The sequence below is a fragment of the Streptococcus mitis SK575 genome (genome assembly GCF_000257865.1).
Classification (GTDB): Bacteria; Bacillota; Bacilli; order Lactobacillales; family Streptococcaceae; genus Streptococcus; species Streptococcus mitis_CQ.
The window spans coordinates 1-21,237 of record NZ_AICU01000017.1 but is presented as its reverse complement, the minus strand read 5'-3'; the positions used below and the strand labels follow the sequence as shown (position 1 = coordinate 21,237).

The window sequence follows — 21,237 nt, the reverse complement described above, 5'->3', positions numbered from 1 at the left end:
CTTTGATTTTCATTGAGTATAAGGTTTCATTTCAAGAGAAAATTCAGTAAATATTTCTATGATAAAAAGCATAAGAACAAGGTTTTTAAGACCTGAACTTATGCTTTTTTACGTTCTCAAAGACTGTTTATACTCAAAAAACAGTTGAACAACTTCAACCACCTCTTATAAGAACTTTATACTATTCGAAAATCTCTTCAAACCACGTCAGCTCTATCTGCAACCTCAAAGCTGTGCTTTGAGCAACCTGCGACTAGCTTCCTAGTTTGCTCTTTGATTTTCATTGAGTATTAATTCTCCCTTTCCAACTCATACAAATCTGCGATAATCGCTGCGACACGTTTGATATCTTCCAGCATGCCTCGCATTTCAAAGTCAGCCAAGACAGGGAAACCAAAACGTTGACTGTATTGCTTGGCTGTCAGGCAGTATTGGTTATTAAAGTTACGATTTCCTGAGCCAACCACGCCAAAACACTTACTAGCATTGTCACCATAGGCGATAAAATCCCCCACTGGTGTCGTCAAAATCTCTACATCTCCATTATCCACGCCATTCCCACCTTCAAGGTAGGTCGGTAGAAAGGCGACGTAAGGGTGGTCCATTTCATAGAAATCGTGACCTTCCTTGACCAAATCCTTGATATGAATCTTTTGAACCTCTATTCCCTCGTACTGGGACAAGAGATAGTCTTTCAAACGCGTCACAAAACTCTCAGTATTGCCACTCAAACTAATATAAACTAAAGAAATTGTCTTCATATTTTCCTCCATGATTTTATTTTTAATCGAAAAAGAACTACCAAGATTGTAACTTGATAGCTCTTTTTTGTCAATACTTAAGCAACTTCTTCTGTTTCCTCTTCTTCAGCCAAGGCTTTCTGTTGTCGCCACATCTTATAGAAGACAAGAGCTAGGAAGAGAATATTAATGACGATATAGAAAATGCTGACAGCTTTTGAACCAATACTCATTGTCAAACGCATGGTCTCATCTTGAACCAACTGCACAGCGTCCTGTAAACCAACATAGCCATAAATCGAACCGATAATAGCTAACAAAACATAGCCAACGTAAGTATAGTTTGCATATTGCAAATTCTTACGAATAAGGAAGACAATCGCTACGACCACTAAAATAGCAGATAGCACAATCAAGGCCATATTAAAAATAGAATGATACGCTTCTGCTACTCCATAGTTGTAATTAAGCTGGTCTTCTAATTGCTGGGCACTAAGTCCCGCAACATGTGACTGTTTAGCACGAAGGACTTCTTTGCTAGGTAAGGGACTCAACATTCCAAACAGAGACATAGCTGAAATAAGAGCAGACAAGATTAGCAAGACCCATAGATAAATCGGTTTCTTTTTCATGATAGAACCTCCTGATATTATTATTTATATTATAGCACCTTTTGTAAGGGAATACAAGTCTTATAGTATCGTTTCTACCTGTTTTCGGTAGGCTTTTGGTGATTTTCCGCACAATTTTCGGAACACTTTATAGAAATATCCAACATTACTGTAACCAACAGCATAACAAATATCTTCGATACTGTCACTAGTTGAAAGTAAGAGTTGCTGGGCAGCCTTAATGCGTTGTTTGTTTAGTAACTCTGCGAAGGTCGAATTGGTTTCTCGCTTAATCAACTGACCTAGATAGACAGGATTGATAAAAAGATCCTTACTGATATCCTTGAGCGAAAGTTCTTTCTGATAATCACGCCCAATAACTTCCAGTACACTGACCACATTTTCATTCATGCGATATTGCCCAAAAAAGCGGGTCAGAGTTTCCTTAATATAAGGAACCAATTCATCAAAGGATTGAATAGCATGAATCGTTTTGACAATATCCGTTAAATCATCAGCTTTGAGATGTTCAAACAAATGAAAGACATCCATGACAAACTGGATAAAAAGCTGTTTGGTAATCGGAACACGCGGCGTATTTTCAAGAACCACCTTCTCCAAGAGATTTAACTCTTCTACGATTTGATTGAGATTTCCCTGAATGATAACCCTATAAATCGGTTCGTAATAGGTAAAGAGACTCTCAGACTGTTGTAGATTTACAGAGCCGTAAAAGAGGGCTTTCTCAGCATTCAGCTTCCAGCGTTCAAAGTGTTCTTGATAAGGAGCTTCAAAGGGAGTAACGACTAAACCATCTAGGGGTTGGTCAGAAATGAAAATCTGCCAATCTTGACCCAAGACATAGTAGGGAATGGTGAAGGAGCCTTGCTTTTCCTTGGATAGACCTATCCACCAATTCTCCTTATCCCCTAAATAACTAACAAATCCATCCTCATCTAAATCTTGACTGAGTGTCTGACTTTTCTTCCCTCTCTCGCCGAGCTGACCTGCAATCTTCTCCAGCAGATTTCCCAACTCTACCTTATCAACAGGTTTGACCAGATAGTCCACCACACTAAGGTTCATTGCTCTTTTTACATAATCAAACTCCTGATAACCCGAAAGTAGGATATAGGCTGCATCTGGTAAGATTTCTTTCATCTCCCGAATCATATCAAGCCCTGTTTTGTCGGGCATATTGACATCGGAAATGACCACATCGACAGGATTTTCCTGAACATATTCTAGGGCTTCATCGGCATGACTGGCTGTTGCGATGACCTCCATATCCCACTTATCAAAGGGAATCAAACGTTTCAGACCTTCTGTCACCATGTACTCATCATCTACTAATAATACTTTATACATTTTCTCCCTTTCTACTCATCTTGAATTGTAATACGATACTGAACACCTGCTTGCTCTGCAGAATCTATAGTAATAGCATATCGATCCCCAAAATAGAGCACAAAACGCTCATGGACATTGACAATCCCGATAGACTGCTTTTGATCACTGTAACTGGCTTGGTGTTCAAAATGTCTCTGACTTAATTTTTCTCGGATATTTGCCAGCTTTTCAACCGACATTCCTCTACCATTATCGACCACCAAAATTTCCACAAAACCATCCTGTTTAAGAGCCTTGATGCTAATCACATTATCTGTCCGTCTGTGGTCAACACCATGCGCGAAATAATTTTCTACCAGCGGTTGCAAGGTAAACTTAGGAATCTTCATATTCTCTAACTCTGGGTCTATCTTGAAACCATAGGCAATAGATTTAGGATAGCGAACCATGCAAAGATAACTATATTTACGGCAAAATTCTAATTCCTGTTTGAGAAGAGTTTCTCTTTCGTCAGAAATATTGTTACGTAATAGACTACTGAACTCATAAATGATATCTGCCAACTCATCTTGACTTTGCATGACTGCGTACATACGTAAAAATTCCAGCGTATTATACATAAAATGAGGATTGATTTGCGCCTGCAGGGCTCGCATATTGGCATCTTTTTGACTGAGCTCTAGCTGATAAATATCATGGATATTCTTTTCCAAACGATCTAACATATCATTGGTCGTCTCCGCGATTAGGAGCAATTCCTGATCCTTTTCAAGTGTGTCAATACGAAGACCTTCCTCTCCTTGGGCAATAGCTTGAATAGAATCCACCAAATCCACTACCTGCTTTTGATAGTTGGCAAAGGTCTGCCTCAAAGTCAGATAGAGAATGACAATAAAGAGAAGGCTCAAGCCCACAATCAAAGCAGAGCTGGTCACCGTTCCTTGTAAAACAAAATTTTTAGGAACTGCCACCTGAACCTGATAGCCATGAGAGGTCACACCGACAAACCAGTTTTCATGCTCCCTATTGACCCTCTCACCAATATGAAAAATCTCCGTATCAAAAGGCGATGTCACAGTAACAGCCATCGGGATATGACCTCGGGTATTGTCCACAGCATGGTATAAGATTTCTGGATCCAAGGAAATATAAACAACCCCTATCGATTGATCCGTCGCTGGGTCTAAAATAGGCACTCCAAAACTATTGGCCTCTGGTTTAAAACCTTCCGCAAGTACCGAATGACCACCTCTCTCATTTCTGCTCGAAACATAAACTTCTTTAAAGTCCTGCAAGACGATTGCAACACCCGTTATATAGTCATTCTGAACATACAGATCATCGATATTTTCATACAGAGAAATAGAAGTTGACGAAGCTGCTTGATGCTCCAACAGCCAATAAAAATATTCAGAAGTTGACAGGCTAAAGTACTTATAAACCCCTTGTATCCGGTCTTGATTGGCTACTAAATCTTGTGCTAGCTGGGCTGACTCGCGATAATAATATTCCACCTCTTCGACTGTTCGAGTAGTTACACGCTGGGCCACTCTCTGAGCTTCCTTTTCCCGTGAATCCCAGTCGGCGTAAGAGAGTAAGATTGCAAAACTCGCAATAATAATCATCATAACTGAACTGTAGGTTCTCAGAAGCGTATGTAGCCAAAACTGCTTCATTCTATTTTGTCGCCAATTTTTCATGGATACTTTCATAGACCGGTTCCAACATATCACTGATAAAGAAATGCCACATCCCAATTCCTACAAAGAAAAGTAGGGCAGGCATATAGTAACCAATTGCCACAAGTAGTACGGTCCCAAGGAGAACCTTGGCCACAGCTGCTAGACTCATAAAAATGCCAATCAAGGATAGTTTGAGACTATTTCGATAAGACAAGTCAAAATAAACTTGTAATTTCAAAGATACTGTATAAGCCAAAAAGATCAGGGCAATTACTAGAACATTCAAAAAGGTCGCAATCAAATGAATAATAGTCTGATGAGGCAATTGCACCAAGAGATACAAGCCATAGACCAAAACTAAATCCACTCCTAAAAAGCTATAAAAAATCAGGTTGCTTGAAACAAAATTTTGCTTATAAAGAGACCAAGCCTCCTTCAAACTGTATTCCCGAAAGCTATAACCATGTTCTGCATACAAGCTCATCAAGGTGGCACTAGCCGGCGCTAGACCAAGGATAATCCCTCCCACCAAGGTTAATAACCAAAAGAAGGCTGTCGCAATCATCCCTAGAAGGAAACGATTAAAGACAAAGTCTAAAAATCTCCCCATGATATCCTCCTAAAAATAACTATGAAACTATTATATCATATTTCAAGCGTTTTCAAAAAATTCTAGTGCCCATTTACAATCCCATCAAACCGTGGTACAATGAGAATTGTGAAAAAATGATCAGGAGACAATTCATGAAAAAATCTATCTTAACTACACTTCTTTTTGCAGTTCTTTACTTCCTCTGCATGGGGATTGGTGTCCTTTTGGGCAATCTCTTTGACCAAACTGGAAACATGTTTTATGCGCCTGCCTTTACTGCCCTTGTCGGCGGTAGCGTCTATATGATCCTAGTCGCAAAAGTTCCGCGCTTTGGAGCCATTACCACTATCGGCCTTGTCATTGCCCTCTTTTTCTTGGGAACTAAACACGGTGCTGGTGCCTTCCTTCCTGGAATTATCTGTGGTCTCCTAGCAGATGCAGTAGCTAACCTCGGAAAATACAAGGACCAAACTAAGAATTTCCTTTCTTTCATACTCTTTGCCTTTAGCACAACTGGTCCAATCTTACTTATGTGGATTGCGCCCAAAGCCTATATGGCTACTCTTCTGGCAAGAGGAAAATCCCAAGAATATATCGACCGTATCATGGTTGCGCCAAATCCTGGAACCATCCTTCTATTTGTTGCAAGTGTAGTCATCGGAGCCCTATTGGGTGCCTTGATTGGACAAGCCTTGAGTAAAAAGTTTGCACAGAAAATCTAGTCAATAAAAAAGAGCCAGACGGCTCTTTTTTATTTATGACTTAATCTCTTGGTCAAGAAATCTCCCAAGAATTGGATTGCAAAGATAATCAAAATGATAATAATGGTTGCCAAGATAGTCACATCGTGATTGTAGCGGTTAAATCCATAAGCGATGGCTACGTTACCGATACCACCAGCTCCGACCGCACCAGCCATAGCTGTTTCTCCAACAAGGGAAATCAAGGTCACAGTCGTCACACGGATCAAATCTGGAAGACCTTCTGATAGGTAAACACCTACGATATCCCAGAATGTCGCTCCACTCGCTTGAGCCGCCTCAATGACACCGCCATCCAGTTCAGCTAAGACAACCTGCACCTGACGGGCAAAGAAAGCAAAGACTGCAAAAGATAGGGGTACGATAGCCGCATTTGGTCCGATACTTGTTCCTACGATTAGATGAGAGAAGGGTGACAAGACTGCCAAGAGAATGATAAATGGAACCGCACGGAAAATAGAGGTGATTTTATCCAAAATCCAGAAAACGACTTTATTTTCCAAGACACCACCTGGCGCTGTCAAGACAAGGAAGAGACCCGCAACAAGCCCCAAGAAACCTCCGATAATGAAGGAAAGAACTGTCATATAAAGAGTTAGGTAGATGGCTGTTCCCCAGCCTGCTTGACCAGCCCAGCCCATTTTATAAACATTTGGTAAATAGGTTTGAATCAATGATTCCATCTTACTGTCCTCCCTTCAATACTTTTAGTTGTACGCCTGCTTGACGAATGGCTTCTTGAGCACCTGCCAATTTCCATAGAGAATATTAGCCGTCACCTGGTAATGCTTGTACAATTCATTCAAAAGTGGCGAGTTGCACTAAGAGACTATTTTCAGACAGGTTTTGCACGATTTCTTGCTTCTCAATCTTGACCATGGCTTCGTCAATACCTGTAGCTGTTGAGATAAAGTCTTGAGTCAAAGGTTGTTTAGGATCTGAGAAGATTTCAAGAACACTACCCTCCTCAATCAAATGCCCATCCTGCATAACTGCCACACGGTTAGCAATATCTTTGACAATCTGCATTTCATGCGTAATCAAGACAACAGTTAAGCCTAATTTTTGGTTCAGATCTTGCAACAAGGCTAAAATCTGCTTGGTTGTCTTAGGGTCAAGGGCAGAAGTTGACTCATCTGAAATCAAGATTTTGGATCATTGGCCAAGGCACGCGCAATGGCCACACGCTGTTTTGCCCTCCAGATAGTTGTGAAGGGTAGTTTTCAGCACGATCTGCCAAGCCAACCAAGTCCAGCAACTTAGCCACTTTTGTCTTCTTTTCTTCCTTGCTGAGTCCAGAGTGTTTAAGGGCAAATGCTACGTTCTCCTCTGCTGTTTTTTGGCTCATCAGGTTGAAATGCTGGAAAATCATTCCAATATCTTGACGTTTACGACGTAACTGCTCTGCCGTCAAGGTCACCTTGCCATCAAAAATCACATCGTCGTCAATGGTAATTTTCCCTGCAGATGGTTTTTGCAAGAGGTTAATCACCCGTACAAGGGTTGATTTCCCTGCTCCAGAATATCCAACGATTCCGTAGATATCCCCTTCTTGGATGTGAATAGTCACATCCTTGACCGCTGTGATGGTTCTCTTCTTTTGGTGAAAAGTCACATCGATCTGATCTAACTTGATAATATCTCTACTCATAGCTTCTAATCAACTCCTCTACTAATTCAATATGGGTGTAGTAATCGGCGATTCGCACGTTCTCATCTCCACCGTGGTCTCGGCTATTGGCATTTCCTAAACCGAAGGCCACCATTGGCACCTCTAGGGCATCAAAAACCGTATGCATAGGCCCTGTCCCAGCTGTAGTCGGCAAGACTGAAACGCCCTGTGGATAGAATTTCTTGGCCAACTCGATCACATTGAGAATGGCTGGCGCGCTCATATCGCTGCGATAGCTCATCTCTCCCAAGGTATAATATAATTCTACCTTATCAAAGCCATTTTTGTCTAGCTGTTTCCGAATTTTTTCCAGAACATCATGCGGTTCTAGGCCAGGAACCAAACGAACCTCTAGCTTAGCGCTGGCTTCTGCTGGCAAAATCGTTTTAACCCCTTGTCCTTGGTAACCTGACTGAATCCCTTCGATATTAAGAGCTGGCTCGAAAAAGAAACGTTTCAGAAAGGCTGCGCGTTCCTCTTGTAAGAGAGGCAATTCCAAACCATAAATCTGGCTGATTTCCCCTGGATTTTGTTGAGCGTAGGTATCCACCAAAGCCAATTCACGTTCATTTGGCTCTTTTACCTCTTCGTACAAGCCTTCAACCAAGATACGGCCATCTGCTGCACGAAGAGACTGTAGAGCTTGAAGGAGGTACCATGGAGCTGATTCCACAACCCCACCATAACTCGAATGGATATCCACATCAGCGCTTTTTACCTTGGCATCAAAGGTCACAATCCCCTTATTTCCACCAGAAATTTCTAGCTGTTCCAAGGCATTTTTGGTCCCTTGTTCCCAGACCAACAAGTCTGCGCCACGAAGTTTGTCCGCATGTTTTTCCAGATACTTATCTAGGTCTGTCGAAGCCGATTCCTCCGCTCCCTCCATGATAAAACTGATATTGACAGGCAGGTCATCATGGTGTTGCATATATTTTCTCAAAGCACTCAAACGAGCTGTGATATGACCCTTGTCGTCATCAACCCCACGCCCATACATGAAGCCATTGCGGACCGAAAGCGTAAAGGGATCCTCTGTCCAGACCTGATCCCCGTCCGCTGGCACAGTGTCATAGTGGTTATAGAAAATCAAGGTCTTAGCATCTGGGCGCGAACTCTTGAAATGCGCCATGACAAAGGGAGCCGTATAAGTCTCATCAATCTCCACTTCAGCCCCAACACGCTTGAAAATCTCACCCAGATAGTTTGCGACTTCTTTAAGTCCAACCTGCTGGGCAAAGACCGACTTCTTAGAAATCAAGGTACGCAAAACCTCAAAATAATGCTGGGCCACATGATCCTTTTCAAATTTTTCAATCTGTTCTTGTTCGCTAGGAAAAACCATATTCTCTCTACCTTTCTATGAACTACTCTTCCTGACAATCCATGCTCTATACAAAAGCAAAAGGTGGAATTTTCTCTCCCACCTCCCTGTTTCTTATTACCAAACTGGTTGATCCAAACCGTCTGATGTTTCTTCGATAACTTTTTTCACGTCATCTGTGTGGTAAGCTGCGATCACTTTCTTGATAGCATCAGCTTTTGGTGATGTTTCCCAATCTTTTTTCGCAACGATGATGTTGTACCATTGTTTTGAGTTTTCATCAGCTTGTTCTTTGAAAAGTGCTTTCTTGTAGTCCAATTTTGCTTCTGTAACGAAGGTATTGTTTACAACGGCAGCGTCAACTGATGACAATGAACGAGCTGTTTGGCTAGCGTCCAATTCAGTGATTTTCAAGTTCTTTGGATTTTCTTTGATGTTGGCAACTGTTGCAAGAGCAGTTCCTGAAACATCCAATTTAATCAAGCCAGCTGATTGAAGCAAGTAAAGCGCACGGCTTTCGTTTGTAGCATCGTTCGGTACAGCGATTTCTCCGTTTGCTGGGATGTCTTCTACTTTAGTGTACTTGTTGTCACTTCCATTCAAACCTGAGTAAAGGCGGATTGGAGAGATGTAAGTATCTGCAATCGCTACAAGGTCTTTTCCGTTTTCTTTATTCCAGTTGTTCAAGAAGTTATAGTGTTGGAAAGCGTTCAAATCTACTTCGCCATCAGCAGTTGCCTTGTTTGGTTGTGAGTAGTCTGTGAACTCTGTAAATTCCAAAGTAATACCGTCTTTTTTAACCAATTCTTGGATTTTGTCCCAACGTTTTTCTTCAGAACCGCTACGGTTGACAGTTGCAATTTTGATAGTTGTTGCATTGTCTGCTTTCTTTTCTGAGTTTCCGCAAGCTGCAAGAGCCAAACCTGCGACTGCAGCAAGGGCTGCTACACCAAGCCATTTTTTAATTTTCATGATTCTTTCTCCTTAAAAATAATACCGTACTAGTATCTCACAATTTGTTTAATTTCACAAATTGTTATTAGATAGCCAGATATATAGTTTAAAACTATATCCCTAAAAACTGAGAAATCATCCACCTTATGCAGAATGGATGATTTCAAGAAATTATTTAATATCAGCTTCTGCTGGTAGATAAGTGTCTCCGAAGAATTGTTTTGACAATTTTTCAAGAGTTCCGTCTTTGTAGAGTTCTTGGATACGTTTGTCTACAAATGTTTTCAACTCATCTTGACCTTTAGCAAGAAGTGGGTAAACGTAAGGTTGTTGGTCGCTTGGAAGTTCGATAACTTTCAAGTTGTCCAAACCTTGGTTCTTGATGACTGTTTCAACACCGATTTTATCAAAAATCTTGTAGTCAAACTGACCATCGCTCAAGCGTCCCATGATCTGTTGGAAGTCTGCTCTAGTGTAGTTAAGGACAGTTGGATTATCCGCATGTTCTGTGTTGTATGCTTCCAATTGTTTAGCTGAGGTTGTTCCTTGAACGACTTCAGTAGATTTTCCACCGATATCATCAAGAGACTTGATGCTAGTGTCGTCCTTCTTCACAACAAGAACGTTAGGGTTTTTAGCAGTTGGTGCTGCGTAGAGGTATTTCTCTGCACGTTCTTTGGTATAACTGAGGTTGTTAACGGCCATTTGGTAACGATCGCTATCAAGTCCTGGGAAAATCCCTGACCACTCTGTCTTTTCAAACTTGACAGTATACTTGTCTGAGTCTTTAAAGATAGCACGAATAAGCTCAATCTCGTAACCTGTCAATTCACCATTTTCTTCATAGATAAATGGTTTTGGTGATCCGTTAGTTGCAACGATGATTTCTTTCTTGCTAGCTGCTTCTCCTTCTTTCTTAGCACCACCTGAGCAAGCTGCTAGAACGCCTGCAGCAATAAGCCCTAGGGCCGCAAGAGATGAGTATTTAACGATTTTTTTCATGTCATTTCCTCCAAAATAGAATACCTTATAATCTTAACAGAAAAAGACCATTTACGCCATTATATGATATTTATCTCTGTGATAAGTTTTTTTTATGGCTAATTTAAAAGACCAAGCGCAAGACGGCAATCAAGACTACTCCAAAGAGAACTGTTCCGACTAGATTGCGGTAGCGAAAGGCTACCCAAGCGGTTGGAAAGACTGCTAAGAAGTCCAGCCATTTGATTTGAGGAAGACTACCAACCTTGCCTGTCACTACGCTTGAAAGAATCAAGGCAAAGATAATAGAAACGGGCAAGAACTTCAAAAAACGCTCAACTATCGCAGGCAGACCCTTATACTTGACCAAGATGAAGGGAATCATACGGGGAATCCAAGTCACCAAGCCAGAGAAAATAACTGCTAATAAAAGATACTTACTGACCATCTAAAACCACCCCCATTGTACAACCAAGTAGCGTCGCAAACAGAACAGCTAGTGACTGAGACACCACTGTCAAGAGCAAAAAGAAGGACACCGCAACAACTGCTAGAATAATAAGCAGATTGCGGACAGGAATCCGTCTTTGCATAATCTGGAATTGCGAAGCAAAAATTCCGATGAACATCCCAACCAGGGCAAAATCCAATCCAAAGATTTCTGGATTTGGCAGTAGACCACCCAGAGCCGTTCCGACAACTGTTCCCACAAACCAAGCCACATAGCTGTTGAGATTGTTTCCGTGCATCCACATAGGATTGACCTTGTCTGCATGGGCTAATTCGCCCATCAAAACGCCGTAAGTCTCATCTGTCAAGAGGCTAGACATGCCGATATTTTGCCAGAGACTGGTATGACGGAAATAGGTCGACGCATGCAAACTCAACAAAAAGAGACGTAAATTGATCAAAAAGACCGTCATAGCAATAGCTGCTACAGGTGCTTGAACCGCAATCAGTGCCAGCATGGCAAACTGGGCACTCCCAGCATAAACAAAGAGGCTCATCAAGCCCATCTCCACAGGTGTCACATAGGGCGCACCAATAATCCCACAGGCCAGTCCGATACTAACATATCCAAGGGCCGTTGGCATAGCTGCCTGGGCTCCCTCCCAAAATCCTTTTTCTTTCATCTTTCTCCTCATATTGTCTTAATAATACTCAATGAAAATCAAAGAGCAAACTAGAAAGCTAGCCGCACGTTGCTCAAAACATTGTTTTGAGGTTGCAGATAGAAGCTGACGCGGTTTGAAGAGATTTTCGAAGAGTATAAGTAGGCTGAAAAGGCTCCAGCCATAGCATGGACTATTATAACACATTCAGGAAAGAGAAAAAAGTCTGCTGATTGTAATCAGACAGACTCCATTTTATTCCATCGTATCAAAAGCGAGACTTGGTTTGGCATTGAGATCCAAGTTTGCAAAGTTTTCTTTGTTCCACTCACTGACGCTGGCATAGGCAATCATTCCTGCATTGTCTCCGCAGAGGCGCAGAGGTGGAATGATGACCTTGACATCTGTGATTTCAGTTGCTAGGCGTTCTCTGAGGCCTTTATTGGCTGCCACGCCACCTGCCACAACCAGGGTTTTAACAGGGTATTTTCCCAAGGCCTTCTTGGTTTTTGCCATAAGAATATCCAAGACAGCTGCTTGAAAGGAAGCACACAAATCCTCTGTGGACAAGCTTTCTCCCTTTTGCTCGGCATTGTGGTGAAGATTGATAAAGGCCGATTTCAAACCTGAGAATGAAAACTCCAGATTATCTTCCTTAATCATGGCACGAGGAAAATCATAAATATCCTGCCCCTGATGAGCTAGCTCGTCAATCTCACGACCGGCAGGATAGGTCAAGCCCATGACACGGCCGACCTTATCATAAGCCTCACCAACCGCGTCATCCCGCGTTTCCCCAACAATCTTGTAATCTCCAGCCTCAGAAACATAGACCAACTCTGTGTGCCCACCGCTGACCAAGAGAGCTAGCAAGGGAAACTCCAAAGGCTCCACGCTCTGAGCTGCCATGAGGTGACCAGCCATGTGGTTAACGGGAATCAGAGGAAGTCCATGAGCCCAAGCAAAGGCCTTGGCAGCTGACAAACCAACTAGCAAGGCCCCGACCAAGCCAGGTCCATAGGTAACTGCAACAGCTGTCACGTCATCTTCCGTAATCCCTGCTTCTGCTAGCGCTTCCTCAATACAGGCTGTGATGACCTCTACATGGTGACGACTAGCTACTTCTGGCACTACGCCCCCAAAACGTTTATGACTCTCAATTTGACTAGCAATGACATTGGACAAGAGCTCATCGTCGTTTTTCAAGACGGCGACACTGGTCTCATCACAGGATGTCTCAAATGCTAAAATATATCTATCCTTCATCTATTTCTCTCTTCATGATGATGGCGTCCTCGACTGGATCATGGTAGTAGGCCTTGCGCTCAGCGATGACTGCCATCTTTTCTTTCTTGTAAAATGCTTGCGCTCGTTGATTTGACTTTCTGACTTCGAGAAAAATCTCCTTATCTGTCGGCAGTGTCGCAAACAAGGCTGATGCAATTCCCTGACCCTGATAAGCTCCTTTGACAGCGATTTGCAAGACTTCTGCTTCAAAGAGATTCTCCTGCACAGCTAGAAAACCAATCACTTCTGCCCCATCATAAGCCAGAGCATACCAAGTCTGATCTTGGGACAGGTCTGCTTGGATTTGTTCCAGCGTCCAAGGACTGACTGGGTAAACAGCTGCCATGACAGCGTAGATGTCTTGAGCCAAGTCAGGCTGCTGTTGGATTTGTTTGATTTCTATCATAGGCGTTTAATGTAAGACTCACCAGACTCGGTGTGATTCTTGAGCCAGTTTTCCTCAGCCTCAACCCGTTTGAGATAATTCGGCACAAAGTCGTGCAAGGAGTCTGCTTCCTTGTCCCAAGCCAAAAGAGCAAGATTGGCTGCATTAGGCAAGGTTTCTTTGAAATTAGTCCTTGGCAAGTGTTCTTGAATCTGCTCAACAAAAGGGCCAATTTCTCCGACAAAGGTAACCTGACTAGCACCCTTAATTAGCTCAATCACTCGCTCAAAAGGCAGGTGTGCTTCTGGCATGACAGATTTAGCATTTTCATAGAATCCTGCGTAAACATTGTTGCGACGCGCATCCATCAAAGGAACGAACAAGCCTTCTTGTTGGTAGGGCACCAGAGCCAAGAGGCTAGACATACCAACTAACTCAATGTTCAGAGTATGAGCTAAGGTCTTGGCAGTGGCTACCGCGATTCGCAAGCCTGTGTAGCTACCTGGTCCTTCCGCCACCACGATTCGGTCCAAATCCTTGGGCGTCCAATCCAAACTTGCCATCAAAAAATCGATGGCAGGCATGAGGGTAATACTGTGATTCTTCTTAATATTAATCGTCGTCTCGGCAAGAACCTGCTTGTCCTCTAAAATAGCGAGAGAAAGAGCCTTGCTGGACGTATCAAAAGCTAATACTTTCATAACACATTCCTATCTTTTTGTCTGCTTACTATTATACTACAAAAGCTGGCACATGGGAATTTTCTTTATCCCCAAACAAAAATGCCCCAACATAGGCAGGGCATCTAAGCATTTAATCCAAAGTAAAATACAAACCAAACGACATAGGTTACGAGGAGAAGAAAAAGCGAGTAGAGAGTCACAAAGGTCATTTTCCACAAGAACTTGGTTTTTCGTTGTTCCAGTTTTGCAAATAGAAGATTCCCCGCATAAACGCAAGCAACAAAAACAATAAAAGCTACCAAGCGAGCTCCGATAGCAAAAGCAAATAAGTTATACATAGGGCAACCTCCTTGACTTAAAATCTATATGGAATTATGACAAGCAATAAATTTCACTTCCGTTATCAATATAACACATTTTATTTATTTTTGCAAACGTTTACTAAAGAAACCGGACTGTGACTTTCTCGTTTCCGTCTTTTACTAATTTTTCATTTTGTGGTATAATTGAAATAATTGTAACGAATCAAGGTCAATCTAGACACAAAATGGAATGAAATCAAGCAAATCTATGCTAAAAGTTTGGAATAAGCTGACCTGTAAATAGAAAGGAACTATATGATTTACAAAGTTTTTTATCAAGAAACAAAAGACCGTAGCCCACGTCGTGAAACTACACGCGCACTTTATCTAGACATCGATGCCAGCTCAGAACTTGAGGGTCGCATCGCTGCTCGCCAACTTGTCGAAGAAAATCGCCCAGAGTACAATATCGAGTATATCGAACTCTTGTCTGACAAATTGCTAGATTACGAAAAAGAAACTGGCGCCTTCGAAATTACGGAGTTCTGATATGGCCTACACTCTTAAACCTGAAGAAGTTGGCGTTTTTGCCATCGGTGGTCTGGGAGAAATCGGGAAAAACACATACGGAATTGAATACCAAGACGAGATTATCATCGTAGATGCTGGGATTAAATTCCCAGAAGATGATTTGCTGGGTATCGACTACGTCATTCCTGATTACTCCTACATCGTAGACAACATCGACCGCGTCAAAGCTGTTTTGATCACACACGGACACGAGGACCACATCGGTGGGATTCCATTCCTGCTCAAGCAAGCAAATGTCCCTATCTATGCTGGACCGCTTGCCTTGGCTTTGATTCGTGGGAAACTCGAAGAACACGGCCTCTTGCGCAACGCCAAACTTTACGAAATCAACCACAATACTGAGTTGACCTTTAAAAATCTCAAGGCAACTTTCTTTAGAACCACTCACTCTATTCCAGAGCCTTTGGGAATTGTCATTCATACTCCTCAAGGGAAAATCGTCTGTACGGGGGACTTTAAGTTTGACTTTACTCCAGTTGGTGAACCAGCAGACTTGCACCGTATGGCGGCTCTTGGTGAAGAAGGCGTGCTCTGTCTTCTCTCGGACTCGACAAATGCAGAAGTGCCAACCTTTACCAACTCTGAAAAAGTCGTTGGCCAGTCCATTATGAAGATTATCCAAGGCATCGAAGGACGTATCATCTTTGCATCCTTTGCCTCAAATATCTTCCGTCTCCAGCAAGCAACAGAAGCTGCTGTTAAGACTGGACGTAAGATTGCGGTCTTTGGTCGTTCTATGGAAAAGGCCATTGTCAACGGAATCGATCTTGGCTACATCAAAGCTCCTAAGGGAACCTTTATCGAGCCAAATGAAATCAAAGACTACCCTGCAGGCGAGGTTCTGATCCTCTGTACAGGTAGTCAGGGTGAACCGATGGCTGCCCTCTCTCGTATCGCCAACGGAACCCACCGTCAGGTGCAACTCCAACCAGGTGATACCGTTATCTTCTCTTCAAGTCCAATCCCTGGAAATACGACTAGCGTCAACAAGCTGATTAACATCATTTCAGAAGCTGGTGTCGAAGTTATCCACGGTAAAGTGAATAATATCCATACATCTGGACACGGTGGCCAGCAAGAGCAAAAACTCATGCTCCGCTTGATTAAGCCAAAATACTTCATGCCTGTCCACGGTGAATACCGCATGCAAAAAGTCCACGCTGGACTAGCGGTGGATACTGGTGTTGAGAAGGACAATATCTTTATCATGAGCAATGGTGATGTGCTTGCCCTTACTGCTGACTCAGCTCGTATCGCAGGCCATTTCAACGCCCAAGATATCTATGTCGATGGAAATCGTATCGGTGAAATCGGTGCTGCTGTCCTCAAAGATCGTCGCGATTTATCTGAAGACGGTGTCGTTCTAGCAGTCGCAACTGTTGACTTCAAATCGCAGATGATTCTATCTGGTCCAGACATCCTCAGCAGAGGCTTTGTCTACATGAGAGAGTCTGGCGACTTGATTCGCCAAAGCCAGCGTATCCTCTTCAATGCAATTCGTATCGCACTGAAAAACAAGGATGCTAGCGTGCAATCTGTCAATGGTGCCATTGTCAACGCCATTCGCCCCTTCCTTTATGAAAATACAGAACGTGAACCGATTATCATCCCGATGATCCTCACACCAGATGAAGAATAAAGCAACAAAACAGCCCCGATTTTTCGGAGCTGTTTTTCTCTATGCTTTCTTTTGAGATTAAAACTCAATAAAAATCGAAATCAGACTAGAAGGCTAGGCGAAAGCATAACTTGAGTTAGCTCCCATAGTTCGGGGAACTATGGGAGGCTGGAGATGAATCAAAGCCAAGCTTTGAACTCATTCGTAAGAAGCCGACGACGTATCATTTTGATTTTTGAAGATTTTTAGAAATACTACGATTTTTACCTTCCAGATACACCATCAAAATAGAAATATCTGCTGGGTTTACTCCCGAAATACGGCTGGCTTGGCCGATGGTTTCTGGATTGATGAGTTTGAACTTCTGACGAGCTTCGGTTGCGATAGAATCAATGTCATCCCAATCAATATTGGCTGGAATGCGTTTTTCTTCCATGCGTTTCATCTTGGCAACCTGATCCATAGCTTTTGAGATGTAACCCTCGTATTTGATTTCTGTTTCAATCAATTCGATAATCTTGTCATCCAAGTCCTCTGCAGCTGGTCCGATGAAGGCTACCACATCTTGGTAAGAAACTTCTGGACGGCGAAGGAATTCCTTGGCTGTCACCGCATCTGTCAACGGCTTGAAGCCCATCTCCTCAACCTTGGCATTGGTTTCCTTGACTGGCTTGAGTTTGATGCTGTCTAGGCGCTTCATCTCATTTTCAAATTGATTTTTCTTGATTTCAAAACGATCCCAGCGTTCATCGTCCACAAGTCCAATCTCGCGTCCCATCTCAGTCAAACGCATATCAGCATTGTCATGGCGGAGAATGAGACGGTACTCAGCACGACTTGTCAAGAGACGATAGGGTTCAATGGTTCCCTTGGTCACCAAGTCATCAATCATCACCCCGATATAACCGTCACTGCGCTTCAAAATCAATTCAGGCTTGCCTTGGACTTTCAAAGCCGCATTGATACCCGCGATAATCCCTTGGCCAGCAGCTTCTTCATAACCTGATGTTCCATTTGTCTGACCAGCAGTGAAAAGTCCGGAGATTTTCTTGGTTTCCAGAGTCGCACGCAACTGATGAGGCAAGACCATATCATACTCAATGGCATAACCTGTCCGCATCATCTCTGCATTTTCCAAACCTTTGATGGAATGAACCAAGTCACGCTGGACATCCTCAGGCAGACTGGTTGAAAGTCCTTGAACATAGACTTCCTCAGTATTGCGCCCTTCTGGCTCAAGGAAGAGTTGGTGGCGTTCCTTGTCCGCAAAGCGTACAATCTTGTCTTCAATCGACGGACAGTAACGAGGTCCCACTCCCTTGACCACACCTGTGAACATAGGCGCACGGTGGAGGTTGTTTTGGATAATCTCATGACTGGTACCATTGGTATAGGTCAACCAGCATGGCACTTGGTCCTTGACATAATCCTCATCACGCGAGGTATAAGAGAAGTGGTTTGGTGCTTCATCTCCTGGCTGAATCTCTGTCACATCGTAGTTGATAGAGGAAGCCTTGACACGTGGAGGGGTTCCCGTCTTGAAACGACCGATTTCGAGGCCCAGTTCCTTGAGATTGTCAGCTAGGTTAATCGAAGCTAGGCTGTGGTTAGGACCTGATGAATACTTAAGGTCTCCAATGATAATTTCCCCACGGAGGGCTGTTCCTGTCGTCACGATAACAGCCTTGGCAGCATATTCTTGATGGGTAGCTGTACGCACACCGACAACCTTGCCATCTTCCACCAAAATCTCATCAATCATGGTCTGACGAAGGGTCAGATTTTCTTGATTTTCAACCGTCTTGCGCATTTCCTTAGAGTAAAGCTCCTTGTCAGCCTGCGCACGAAGGGCACGGACAGCTGGCCCCTTCCCTGTATTAAGCATCTTCATCTGGATGTAAGTCTTGTCAATGGTTTTGGCCATTTCACCACCGAGGGCATCAACTTCACGCACGACAATTCCCTTGGCAGAACCACCGATAGAGGGGTTACAAGGCATGAAAGCCAGCATTTCAATGTTGATAGTCGCAAGCAAGACCTTACAGCCCATACGGCTAGCTGCTAGGGATGCTTCTACCCCAGCGTGTCCCGCACCGATTACAATAATATCGTATTCTTCAGTAAAATTATATGTCATGTTTCTCTCCTATTCCTCAAGATGAATGTGTCTTAGTTGGCCGTCCCAATCTGGCAAGGCTGTTTTTAAAAAGGCTGGAACTAGATTGATACCCTCAAGCTTGTCTATGTCAATCCATTCACAGGGCTGCCTTTTCTCATCTTCCTGCATGGTCAATGGGGCATCCTCAAGCAAATCCACCAGATAATGAAACTCGATATTGTGATAGGAAACACCGTCCTGTTCAAAACGATTTTCAACCACAAAAGCTAGCTGGCCAGCTTGAGCTTTGACACCCAGTTCTTCCCTCACTTCACGGACTACCGCGTCTTCCGTGCTTTCATTGACTTGAATCGCACCACCAATTGTGTAATACTTGCCCTTATCTTTGGTGACTAGAAGCTTGCGATTTTGAAGAATCAAAGCTGTCGCCCGAACACCAAAAACCGTATTGTCTACTTTTGTCCGAAAGTCTTGCTGAGTCATTCTTGTCCTTTCCCTTAAACGACACAAAAACAGTCAAAACTCCAAAGAAGTGCAGGACAAAAAAAGCCTGCAACATCCATGAGCTTTGACCATCATTTCTATTGCTGTTATTATTGTAGCAAATTGAGAAAATTTGTCAATCTAAATGTACTGACAAACTTGTCCATCGCGGTAGGCATTGTCAATCAAACCACCACCGAGACACTCTTCGCCATCGTAAAAGACAACTGCCTGTCCTGGTGTGATGGCGCGTTGCGGTTCTGCAAAGATAACCTCTGCCTTATCTCCTTTGACATGTACTGTCACCTTAGAATCAGGCTGACGATAGCGGAATTTAGCCGTACATTCGAGCGTAAACTCCTCTGGCATCTCACGAGTAAAGTGGACTTGACTAGCCTCTAGGCTGGTTGACATGAGCGAATCATGGTAGAAACCTTGGCCTACATAGAGAATATTCTTGCTTAGGTCTTTTCCGACAACGAACCAAGGGGCATTGTCACCACCGTGTTGTCCACCGATACCGAGACCGCCACGCTGACCGATTGTATAATACATAAGTCCTGCATGCTCGCCCATATCGCGACCATCCACAGTCATCATGCGACCAGGCTGAGCTGGCAGATAGTTGCTGAGAAAGTTTTTAAAGTTCTTTTCTCCGATAAAGCAAATCCCTGTCGAGTCTTTCTTCTTAGCAGTTGCAAGGCCTGCTTCTTCTGCTAATCTGCGAACTTCGGGCTTTTCCAAATGTCCCAGTGGGAACATGGTTTTTTGGAGTTGTTCTTGCGAAAGCTGGCTGAGGAAATAGGTTTGGTCCTTGCCATTGTCCACGCCACGAAGCATATGAACTGTACCATCCTCATCACGCGCCACTCGGGCATAATGCCCAGTCGCTACATAGTCTGCCCCCAAGGTCATGGCATAGTCCAAAAAGGCCTTGAACTTGATTTCCTTGTTGCACATAACATCTGGATTTGGCGTGCGCCCTGCACGGTATTCCGCTAGGAAATACTCAAAAACGCGGTCCCAATACTCTTTTTCAAAATTGACAGAGTAGTAAGGAATGCCAATCTGGTCTGCTACCGCAGCCACATCCTTGTAATCTTCGGTCGCCGTACAGACGCCGTTTTCATCTGTGTCATCCCAGTTCTTCATGAAGATACCGATCACATCGTAGCCCTGCTCCTTGAGCAAAAGAGCCGTCACCGACGAATCAACACCACCACTCATCCCCACGACAACACGTGTTTTAGAGTTATCACTCATGGTAAGTCTCCCATCTATTCGTTTATTCACGATTGAAGGTCGTGTGTGCTTCACGATTGAAGGTCGCTTGAGCAGTATTCATTATAACATGCTTGATTAGAGAAGACAAGAAAGAGGGTGATAATCTACGAACCACTGGTTTTTATTGATAAAAACTTTAGTCATCATCGTCTCTATAAAAATATTTTCTATACACTCTTGATAATACCAAAATTAATGCCAATATCATACCAAGAGCTATAATAATAGAATTTATTAGATTTATTTTAGTATATCCAATCACTAGTCCAATAATTGGACTAGTAGACATGCTTAGATATAATAAAAATAACAAAAAATGAATTTCACCAATTCCTGCAAAAAAATGTTTCATAGCTATAGTTTTACGCCCATAAATATCCATCAAATTTACCGTCTACGATATCTAAACCATATGCAATGGCTCCTCCTAATGAGAATACTTCAGCAACAGTAGCCGCAATATTAAGAGCATTAGTAATAGTTGCCATACTAACTCCACCAATATATCTTGTTATAGCACTTCTAACGACTCGGCTCATCATACCACGATTAGCAATTAACTTTTTAATGGCATATGTCTGGTATACTGACATCCCTCCAGAAACTGCAGCTGCAGCAATATTAATTGCGTAAGCAATATTATCACGTTTGTTCCACCAGTTACAACCAACACCACCCCCATCAAGATACATCATCTCTTCTTGTT

The 21,237-nt window shown here is 43.0% G+C and carries 23 protein-coding genes and 1 pseudogene; 3 read left to right on the top strand and 21 right to left on the bottom strand.

All coding sequences use genetic code 11. The features are described 5' to 3' along the window. Positions 1-290: 290 nt before the first annotated feature. The 5 genes from nrdI to HMPREF1048_RS04115 form a co-directional block, all read right to left on the bottom strand. The gene (gene nrdI, locus HMPREF1048_RS04135) at positions 291-761 is read right to left on the bottom strand and encodes a class Ib ribonucleoside-diphosphate reductase assembly flavoprotein NrdI (protein WP_004248363.1); all 471 of its coding nucleotides are present in this window, start codon (positions 759-761) and stop codon (positions 291-293) included. A 77-nt stretch (positions 762-838) separates the two neighbouring features. Continuing rightward, positions 839-1,372, bottom strand: a complete 534-nt coding sequence (locus HMPREF1048_RS04130) for an ABC transporter permease (protein ID WP_000729021.1) — start codon at positions 1,370-1,372, stop codon at positions 839-841. 60 nt (positions 1,373-1,432) lie between these two features. Beyond that, on the bottom strand, positions 1,433-2,719 hold the full coding sequence (locus HMPREF1048_RS04125) for a response regulator transcription factor (protein WP_000278857.1): 1,287 nt from the start codon (positions 2,717-2,719) through the stop codon (positions 1,433-1,435). Positions 2,720-2,730: 11 nt separating this feature from the next. Then, positions 2,731-4,401, bottom strand: a complete 1,671-nt coding sequence (locus HMPREF1048_RS04120; protein ID WP_000800608.1) for a sensor histidine kinase — start codon at positions 4,399-4,401, stop codon at positions 2,731-2,733. Next, on the bottom strand, positions 4,379-4,993 hold the full coding sequence (locus tag HMPREF1048_RS04115; RefSeq protein WP_000532365.1) for a YesL family protein: 615 nt from the start codon (positions 4,991-4,993) through the stop codon (positions 4,379-4,381). The genes HMPREF1048_RS04120 and HMPREF1048_RS04115 overlap by 23 nt, the downstream gene beginning before the upstream one ends. A gap of 134 nt (positions 4,994-5,127) precedes the next feature. On the opposite strand from HMPREF1048_RS04115, the gene HMPREF1048_RS04110 reads away from it, so the two are divergent. Then, complete coding sequence (locus HMPREF1048_RS04110) at positions 5,128-5,697, top strand: MptD family putative ECF transporter S component (RefSeq protein WP_000748387.1); 570 nt, start codon at positions 5,128-5,130, stop codon at positions 5,695-5,697. A gap of 29 nt (positions 5,698-5,726) precedes the next feature. Here HMPREF1048_RS04110 and HMPREF1048_RS04105 read toward each other — a convergent pair whose 3' ends face one another. The 11 genes and pseudogenes from HMPREF1048_RS04105 to HMPREF1048_RS04055 form a co-directional block, all read right to left on the bottom strand. Beyond that, on the bottom strand, positions 5,727-6,419 hold the full coding sequence (locus HMPREF1048_RS04105; protein WP_000444648.1) for a methionine ABC transporter permease: 693 nt from the start codon (positions 6,417-6,419) through the stop codon (positions 5,727-5,729). Between the two features lies 1 nt (position 6,420). Next, positions 6,421-7,387: pseudogene (locus HMPREF1048_RS04100) on the bottom strand (methionine ABC transporter ATP-binding protein). After that, the gene (locus HMPREF1048_RS04095; protein ID WP_000231806.1) at positions 7,380-8,753 is read right to left on the bottom strand and encodes a M20 family metallopeptidase; all 1,374 of its coding nucleotides are present in this window, start codon (positions 8,751-8,753) and stop codon (positions 7,380-7,382) included. The pseudogene HMPREF1048_RS04100 and the gene HMPREF1048_RS04095 overlap by 8 nt, the downstream one beginning before the upstream one ends. Positions 8,754-8,849: 96 nt before the next feature. Beyond that, positions 8,850-9,704: a MetQ/NlpA family ABC transporter substrate-binding protein gene (locus tag HMPREF1048_RS04090; RefSeq protein ID WP_000694519.1), complete on the bottom strand. Its 855-nt coding sequence runs from the start codon at positions 9,702-9,704 to the stop codon at positions 8,850-8,852. Positions 9,705-9,857: 153 nt separating this feature from the next. Continuing rightward, complete coding sequence (locus HMPREF1048_RS04085; RefSeq protein ID WP_000724938.1) at positions 9,858-10,688, bottom strand: amino acid ABC transporter substrate-binding protein; 831 nt, start codon at positions 10,686-10,688, stop codon at positions 9,858-9,860. A 103-nt stretch (positions 10,689-10,791) separates the two neighbouring features. Then, entirely contained in the window at positions 10,792-11,115 is a 324-nt protein-coding gene (locus HMPREF1048_RS04080) for an AzlD domain-containing protein (RefSeq protein ID WP_000253936.1), read from the bottom strand. Further along, positions 11,105-11,800, bottom strand: a complete 696-nt coding sequence (locus HMPREF1048_RS04075) for an AzlC family ABC transporter permease (RefSeq protein ID WP_000659739.1) — start codon at positions 11,798-11,800, stop codon at positions 11,105-11,107. Before HMPREF1048_RS04075 ends, HMPREF1048_RS04080 begins: the two co-directional genes overlap by 11 nt. A gap of 234 nt (positions 11,801-12,034) precedes the next feature. After that, entirely contained in the window at positions 12,035-13,045 is a 1,011-nt protein-coding gene (gene tsaD, locus HMPREF1048_RS04070; protein ID WP_000655030.1) for a tRNA (adenosine(37)-N6)-threonylcarbamoyltransferase complex transferase subunit TsaD, read from the bottom strand. Beyond that, positions 13,035-13,472 (bottom strand): ribosomal protein S18-alanine N-acetyltransferase, encoded by a 438-nt coding sequence (gene rimI / locus HMPREF1048_RS04065; RefSeq protein WP_000569804.1) that lies wholly within the window; start codon positions 13,470-13,472, stop codon positions 13,035-13,037. Before rimI ends, tsaD begins: the two co-directional genes overlap by 11 nt. Continuing rightward, entirely contained in the window at positions 13,469-14,152 is a 684-nt protein-coding gene (tsaB, locus tag HMPREF1048_RS04060; RefSeq protein ID WP_000865702.1) for a tRNA (adenosine(37)-N6)-threonylcarbamoyltransferase complex dimerization subunit type 1 TsaB, read from the bottom strand. Before tsaB ends, rimI begins: the two co-directional genes overlap by 4 nt. A gap of 104 nt (positions 14,153-14,256) precedes the next feature. Then, entirely contained in the window at positions 14,257-14,472 is a 216-nt protein-coding gene (locus HMPREF1048_RS04055) for a hypothetical protein (RefSeq protein ID WP_000282473.1), read from the bottom strand. 279 nt (positions 14,473-14,751) lie between these two features. Between HMPREF1048_RS04055 and HMPREF1048_RS04050 the strand changes: the two genes are divergently transcribed. After that, positions 14,752-14,985 (top strand): DNA-dependent RNA polymerase subunit epsilon, encoded by a 234-nt coding sequence (locus tag HMPREF1048_RS04050; RefSeq protein WP_000639567.1) that lies wholly within the window; start codon positions 14,752-14,754, stop codon positions 14,983-14,985. A gap of 1 nt (position 14,986) precedes the next feature. Continuing rightward, positions 14,987-16,666: a ribonuclease J1 gene (rnjA, locus tag HMPREF1048_RS04045; RefSeq protein ID WP_000331983.1), complete on the top strand. Its 1,680-nt coding sequence runs from the start codon at positions 14,987-14,989 to the stop codon at positions 16,664-16,666. Positions 16,667-16,868: 202 nt separating this feature from the next. Here the strand turns inward: rnjA and mnmG are convergent, their stop codons facing one another. The 5 genes from mnmG to HMPREF1048_RS04025 all read right to left on the bottom strand — a co-directional run. Then, a complete protein-coding gene (mnmG, locus tag HMPREF1048_RS04040) occupies positions 16,869-18,782 on the bottom strand; it encodes a tRNA uridine-5-carboxymethylaminomethyl(34) synthesis enzyme MnmG (protein WP_000221907.1) in 1,914 nt (637 codons plus the stop codon). A gap of 9 nt (positions 18,783-18,791) precedes the next feature. Then, the gene (locus HMPREF1048_RS04035) at positions 18,792-19,247 is read right to left on the bottom strand and encodes an NUDIX hydrolase (RefSeq protein ID WP_000193620.1); all 456 of its coding nucleotides are present in this window, start codon (positions 19,245-19,247) and stop codon (positions 18,792-18,794) included. A 141-nt stretch (positions 19,248-19,388) separates the two neighbouring features. Then, the gene (gene mnmA, locus HMPREF1048_RS04030; RefSeq protein ID WP_001282954.1) at positions 19,389-20,510 is read right to left on the bottom strand and encodes a tRNA 2-thiouridine(34) synthase MnmA; all 1,122 of its coding nucleotides are present in this window, start codon (positions 20,508-20,510) and stop codon (positions 19,389-19,391) included. Positions 20,511-20,667: 157 nt separating this feature from the next. Next, positions 20,668-20,913 carry a hypothetical protein gene (locus HMPREF1048_RS0102075; RefSeq protein ID WP_000356083.1) on the bottom strand — a complete coding sequence of 82 codons (246 nt, stop codon included), beginning with the start codon at positions 20,911-20,913 and terminating at the stop codon, positions 20,668-20,670. Then, positions 20,894-21,237: hypothetical protein (locus HMPREF1048_RS04025; protein ID WP_000300384.1), on the bottom strand; the 344-nt coding region annotated here is incomplete at its 5' end. The genes HMPREF1048_RS04025 and HMPREF1048_RS0102075, both read right to left, overlap by 20 nt.